We start from the raw sequence: 6,000 nt of genomic DNA, 5'->3' as shown, positions 1-6,000 counted from the left end.
ACACAAAAAATCTGACAGTCCCGACCAGCTAGAAACAGCTTGACAATTTAAACTACGCGCCAACCAAGCTATTAAGCGATGAGAAATAAATCTACTTTTTCATAACTCTTATAAAACCAAATGCAATTTATCACTGACATCGCACCGCCAAAGCACTACATTTGAAGCGCGTCTCAACTTATTCTCGCTCATACCGGAAACCTACATGACTCAGTCAAGCCGTCCCTTCTTGGTAGTCTATATTGTCTGGCACCCTGACTTCGCTGACGGAGCTGTGATCGCTGAGCTTCTTCGACAGCATTTTCGTAGGCAGCTGTACGAAAATATCGCTGGGGGTACTGGCCTAAGTGTAATTTACCGATACGCTGTGATGCCCGATTCCACTCAGCCTCTGCCGATTAACCTGGAAGATGCGGACACCGCTGCGATTGTGGTACTTGCAGACAACAATCTAGTAGGCGATGCTGCCTGGACAAGCTATGTACGCGAACTTTGTAATTGTACTGAAGCAGCAGGTTTAGGAACGAGAGTTTTCCCCGTAGAAATTGATAACAACGTGCTAGGGCGGCTAGGAACAGATGAACAAGCGTTGCTCTGGGCACGCTGGGATGGAACTCTAGCAGAGCGTGGACGTCGGTTGACGGTATCATTGACATACGCATTTTGCCGTCTACTGAGGCATTACCTAGAGCGCCTCACGCGCCCAGAAGAGGAAGAGGCGGCACTTGAAGCCTATCTACAGAAGGTACAGATATTTCTTAGCCATTCAAAGCACGACGAGCATGGCGAAGAAATTGCCCGAAATGTGAGAAGCAGACTTCACACTACGCCAGGGATGGACAGTTTCTTTGACGTCTACGACATTCCCGCAGGGCTTCACTTTCAGAAAGTGCTATTTCACAAGGTACGTGTGAGTGCCATGGTTGCTATACATACTGACTCCTACTCATCGCGTGAATGGTGTCGTAAAGAGATTATTGAGGCTAAGCGTTGGCACGTACCCCTTGTAGTCGCTAACAGTCTCAATGACATCGACGAGCGCGGCTTCCCATACATGGGCAACGTGCCGGTCGTGAGGCTGGAACCGAACGGTGTTGATCGTATTGACTACGTAATTGCACGACTACTTGACGAAGTTCTTAAAAATTTTTTATGGCGGTGCCGTATCAAACTCGAACAAGCTGATGGAATCCCTAATCCTGATGTGATCTTTGTGCCCAGACCACCGGAACTTATTTCATTAGCAAACCTCCCACCTGAATCGGATGTGCCAAGTCCGATAATTGTCTATCCAGACCCGCCGCTCAGCTCTGAAGAGGAACGGCTTTTCGCGGCCATAGCGCCAAGGGTACAGCTACGCAGTCTAACAGAATGGAAAGCGGGAGCTGTACGATGAGCTATCAAGAAATTCTCGGACAAAAGACCATTGCCATCTCTATTTCGGAAAGCCGAGATATGCCAATATTAGGCCTCTGCGACGAGCATCTTCGAGATGCTATGACAGAAATAGCACGTCATCTCCTCGCGCTCGGGGCGAGGCTAAATTATGGCGGAGATCTACGAAAAAACGGATTCAGCGACTTATTATTTGAGCTAGTAGCCCGACATCGTAGAGATGCTGATGAAAATGACAAACGTCCCGCAGTAACAAGCTTTCTAGCGTGGCCAGTACACATTCAGCTGACAGCGTCCGAACTGCGTACTCAAATTGCGGATATTGAAGACATTGCGGAGCTAGTTTGCCTTAAAGTTGACGGAAGCCCGCTATCTATGGATGAACGCGGCAGCCTTCAATGTCATGCGCCTATAAAAAAAGATTGGGAATACGGACTAACGTCTATGCGTAGCACTATTATGGAAAACTCCAACGCTAGCATTTCCATGGGGGGGCGGATAGATACATACAAGGGGATGATGCCAGGCATCGCTGAGGAGGCGCTTTTTTCATTGAGGGCTGGACAGCCAACGTTTTTAGTCGGAGGTTTTGGAGGATGCACTCGGGATATCGCTGAAACCCTAGGCCTTATACCACCTCGCTTTACATCTAATGCAGCTTGGGCACATCGCACAAAATTCGTGGGATTTAATAGTGCAAGCCTCAACAATAGCCTGACAGATGAAGAAAATTCCATACTTGCATATACTCCACACGTAGACCAAGCAATAACTCTGATACTCCGAGGAATGATTCGCATGACTGCATCCTAGCGCGGCCACTAAATCACCGCGCACGATCAGAATGAACTTGTTTTTTGTACATGACGTGAGGCATGCAACTTAATCAACTCGTGCTTAGCGTTACCTTGTCACTTTTTACAGAATATCTTGACTTCGCAGCATCAAAATCGAAGGGGTCCCCCGCTAAAAAATTAAGCTGATGTTTTTTCTCGATAAAGGAAACTAGAGCTTGGGCATTCGCGGCCTCAAACGTTCGGTGAGCTCTACGATTCTCGTAACCCATATTTCGTAAAATCTCCAGCGGAACTTCAATAGCCGCAGAACCAAAATAGAAAAAATGATCCGATATAAGTACTGCATTAGTTCGAGTATCCGTTCTTATATTGTGCGGATTAGGCGATCCATCAGAATAGCTATGATGAGAGTTAAGTTGCTGCCAATCGCCATTAACTTTATGGTAAATGTTATCTCCGACGATCATTTTTTTACTACCGTTACGAATAGGTTTCTTGTCTCTATATGCAGGATTTTCCCAATACTCATCAAAAGTTATGGAGTCAGAAACTCTCATTGCAAATACACACCGGCTGGTGGCTTTTAGCCTTGAGCCGCCCATACCTATGATCCAGTCGTCCTTCCTGGCGACCCGTCTTATGTCAGGCTTACATGTGGCCAATGTGCAAATTTTGTGAAATGGATTTGGAGCAAATCCAAAATCCCTAGCGACGACATAGATATAAACTTTCGACATATCCTAGCACTCAGAATTAGCAGCAGAATTTACAGAAGAACGATCTGAGCCGTCCGGATTTTCAAAAGTATTCTCTTCACAATCAATAGATTTTTTAATACTACTAGAGTTCCAACCTACAATTGCAGATGCGTACTTTTCCAAACTTTTAGGTATATCTGAATCTTTACCACCCTGTTCGTAAACACCTACAATTCTTTTCCCTTGCGCATGCGCTTGGTCAATCTCCCAATTGACCCAAGGCCTCGTATGAGTTTCCTTGCCTATCAAAACGACTACAGTGGACGCCCAAGCAATTTTTATACGCAAAATGCGTCTTATAACCGATTCACTGACTAACCCTTGGTCCAATCGAGCCTGATTCGCAGGTTTAGCACGAATCGAACTATTACGAACATCCCAACCTTTTGAACCGAGTAGGCTGGTAAGCCGATCCACACCTGCATCATCCCGATGGTGGTGGCTGATGAACAAATGGCGCCGCTGTTCTGAAGTACTCATTCAACACATCCTTCCTTGATAGTTTATCTAAATCTTCAAAAAAAGCCTCTTTAAAAAACTTACGTCAACAGACAGCATTTTAACGGATAGGACTGTTATTTATAAAACCACGCAAAACTTTATGAGATAAAAACATAACTACTCGTGACAGAATATTGAGCTTGACTAGTCAGCCCGCTTTATAGAGAACACGTACCATGCCGAACTTCCGAGCATAACAAACACAGTATTTAGCCACAAGATATCAAAAATTGTTCCCGCAGTATTCAGACTACCCTAAAAATATAAGCTTTTCAGCATCCTGATCTACAAGTATTTTCCCGCCATTGCACTTGACAACCTGCCTCCACACCTCAAACCCGTTTAGTATTGCGCGCTGCCACTCGCCGAGAGATCTCTCACTAACCTCTAATAGCGATGTAACTCCTTTAATAGTGCGTAACAGCTTATAATCTATCTCATTAACACCATCCAACCAGTTATGCTCTTTTGCATAATCAAATACAAGAGCCACAACACCTTCATCCAAAACCTGTGCTCTACCGCCATCCTGAACCTCGTCAATTTCAGGAGAACTCTTACGTTTTCTTTTCATGAGCTTACGAATAACAGGTGACCAACCAAGTACCGCAACATATGCCAAATGAAAAACATCATGAAACCGGTAGCCATCAGGATCATTAGAATTATCCGTAAGACTATCGCCAACTTTCACACCATCGACGCACATTTGAATCTTCGTTTTACCGTCGATGAGAACCTCACTAAGCTCGATCTCAAATCGCCTAGGCAACCTCTCATGATCCGCATACTGTGCATCAAATATGACAGACCTAGTATCTTGCGGCCCCCAACGGCCTTTAGATTTTTCTAAATTTTGCCGAGCAACATCATCGAGCTTTAAGCCAAATTTTTCCGCAACATTCGCTATATACCATAACAGGTCGCCTAGCTCTTCGGAAACTCGCTCTTTAAATAGAAGATGTGAATCTCCATCCCTAAGGTGTTTTTTATACTCGCTAAGTAATTCACCTGTTTCACCTGCCAAACCTAGTAACGGCACTACCAAATCTGTCCCAGTATCCGCCAAACCCTTTCGCGACGGTATCCGATCAGTGACCTGCGCCTCTTTTTGATAACTATTAAAATCCATCACTCACCACCGCGACTTTTCATCAGAGGAAAAAAATCAGTCCTAAAGTTATTATCTGCATCACCCGTTTCGCTCAGATAAAAAGGATCCGCATCGATTTTAGAGTTTATACCCCACTTAGGTGGATACCATGGTCGCTCCAGAGTTCCAGTAGGGTGGAATTTTTGCTTTATACGAGTTCGTCCAGATATGCCTTCGATTTCTGGATGCGCTACTCGCGCATATTTATCCACCTCACAGAAAAGATTTTGACAATCTATCAACTGCAATCGGCGCCCCCATAATGACTCAAATTTAATGCCGAGACGCTCGAATTCTTTTTCTTGATTCTCAGCCATAAGCAATATAAGTTGCGAATCATTGAGGCCCGCACGATCTTTGAAGCATTTTTGCACCCCGTCTCGAGCACCAGGCCCAGGTATGACAAAGTCCATTTCAGAGAAGTTCGTAACCTCACTGTAATTAATATCCGTCACAAACTGATATGCTAAAAAATCTCCAATCGTAGGGTAACTCTTAAGCAATTCAAACGCAGCCTGCATGCAGTTTTGACGAGATAATTGGTCAGCAAGGTTGTCAGCCATCATGCGCTCTAGCAACCGAAGATGGTTTTGATGTTTGGCGGGATAGCCAAAAGTGGAACCGCCAGGTGGCATAATATATGCCGCAGAGTAAATCCTCCCTCCGGCTCTCATAGCTTCCTTCAGGACCTGATCATAGTGTTCAAACTTATAGCTTTTAAACGTGATCTCTCCGAAAGTATGTTCTAGCAGCCGCCAAGTTTCAATTTTATTAAAAATCTTAAACAGCAGCGTACGAAATAGCACTTCATCTGGAGAACTTGGAAGATCGTCGCGATATATTACATTTCTTATTAAATACTGACTTACACGATCTGATGCACGATACGCGTTTGTAAATTTATGAACGGAGATAATTGGGTCATCTGTCCACGGTTCTGGCCGTCTCTCTAGTCGTTGACGAAATACCTTTTGTCGCTCAGCAGCAAATTGCCAGTAAGCGTCGAAGACAGGACTCACTTTTATCGGGTGGAGGTGTGTAGGGATCACAGCCGCGCAGGATGCATCGAATGATGAGAAATTTTCTTTGATTTCGGCCTTCACTCTTTTATCTCTAAGGTTGACGAATCATACGCCCTATAATCAAATAAGAGGCGCCTACGAAAAACGATTCAAGAAGCTGAGGTCGTAGTTAAACGTCGGCACACGACACTAAAGTGCGCTTGAATGAGCGCACTGCTGCGCTTATTCAAGTCACCAGCAGAAATATCTATGTTCATAAAAATGCATCTGTAAATTTTAAAATCTTCATTTATCTATATTTTAGATTTTCATGATGGTTTTACCACCAAGTGCCTTTTGGCTGCAACCGCAACGGCATACCTAGTTACAAATTA

The 6,000-nt window shown here is 44.5% G+C and carries 6 protein-coding genes; 2 read left to right on the top strand and 4 right to left on the bottom strand.

Annotation, left to right across the window (positions count from 1 at the left end; all coding sequences use genetic code 11):
• Positions 1–370 precede the first annotated feature (370 nt).
• Together ABJ99_RS17745 and ABJ99_RS17740 are read left to right on the top strand one after the other, a co-directional pair.
• Positions 371–1,396 carry a toll/interleukin-1 receptor domain-containing protein gene (locus ABJ99_RS17745; protein ID WP_230081049.1) on the top strand — a complete coding sequence of 342 codons (1,026 nt, stop codon included), beginning with the start codon at positions 371–373 and terminating at the stop codon, positions 1,394–1,396.
• Positions 1,393–2,208: a hypothetical protein gene (locus ABJ99_RS17740; RefSeq protein WP_054086924.1), complete on the top strand. Its 816-nt coding sequence runs from the start codon at positions 1,393–1,395 to the stop codon at positions 2,206–2,208. Before ABJ99_RS17745 ends, ABJ99_RS17740 begins: the two co-directional genes overlap by 4 nt.
• Positions 2,209–2,281: 73 nt before the next feature.
• On the opposite strand, the gene ABJ99_RS27405 is transcribed toward ABJ99_RS17740, so the two are convergent.
• From ABJ99_RS27405 to ABJ99_RS17730, 4 genes are all read right to left on the bottom strand, one after another.
• The gene (locus ABJ99_RS27405) at positions 2,282–2,929 is read right to left on the bottom strand and encodes an Nmad2 family putative nucleotide modification protein (protein WP_080378203.1); all 648 of its coding nucleotides are present in this window, start codon (positions 2,927–2,929) and stop codon (positions 2,282–2,284) included.
• 3 nt (positions 2,930–2,932) lie between these two features.
• Entirely contained in the window at positions 2,933–3,430 is a 498-nt protein-coding gene (locus ABJ99_RS27400) for a TIR domain-containing protein (protein WP_080378202.1), read from the bottom strand.
• 271 nt (positions 3,431–3,701) lie between these two features.
• Positions 3,702–4,583 (bottom strand): nucleoside triphosphate pyrophosphohydrolase family protein, encoded by an 882-nt coding sequence (locus ABJ99_RS17735; protein WP_054086923.1) that lies wholly within the window; start codon positions 4,581–4,583, stop codon positions 3,702–3,704.
• Positions 4,583–5,707 (bottom strand): nucleotide kinase domain-containing protein, encoded by a 1,125-nt coding sequence (locus ABJ99_RS17730; RefSeq protein WP_217997716.1) that lies wholly within the window; start codon positions 5,705–5,707, stop codon positions 4,583–4,585. The genes ABJ99_RS17735 and ABJ99_RS17730 overlap by 1 nt, the downstream gene beginning before the upstream one ends.
• Positions 5,708–6,000 lie beyond the last annotated feature (293 nt).

Source organism: Pseudomonas syringae pv. cilantro (assembly GCF_001293775.1).
GTDB classification, from domain to species: domain Bacteria; phylum Pseudomonadota; class Gammaproteobacteria; order Pseudomonadales; family Pseudomonadaceae; genus Aquipseudomonas; species Aquipseudomonas syringae_P.
Note: the sequence above shows the minus strand (reverse complement) of the source record. Positions and strands in the feature narration are given on the sequence as shown.

Coding starts and splice junctions, on each gene's coding strand:
- ABJ99_RS17745 (WP_230081049.1), top strand. CDS start 371: ATGCCCGATTCCACTCAGCCTCTGCCGATTAACCTGGAAGATGCGGAC.
- ABJ99_RS27405 (WP_080378203.1), bottom strand. CDS start 2,929: ATGTCGAAAGTTTATATCTATGTCGTCGCTAGGGATTTTGGATTTGCT.
- ABJ99_RS17735 (WP_054086923.1), bottom strand. CDS start 4,583: ATGGATTTTAATAGTTATCAAAAAGAGGCGCAGGTCACTGATCGGATA.
- ABJ99_RS17740 (WP_054086924.1), top strand. CDS start 1,393: ATGAGCTATCAAGAAATTCTCGGACAAAAGACCATTGCCATCTCTATT.
- ABJ99_RS27400 (WP_080378202.1), bottom strand. CDS start 3,430: ATGAGTACTTCAGAACAGCGGCGCCATTTGTTCATCAGCCACCACCAT.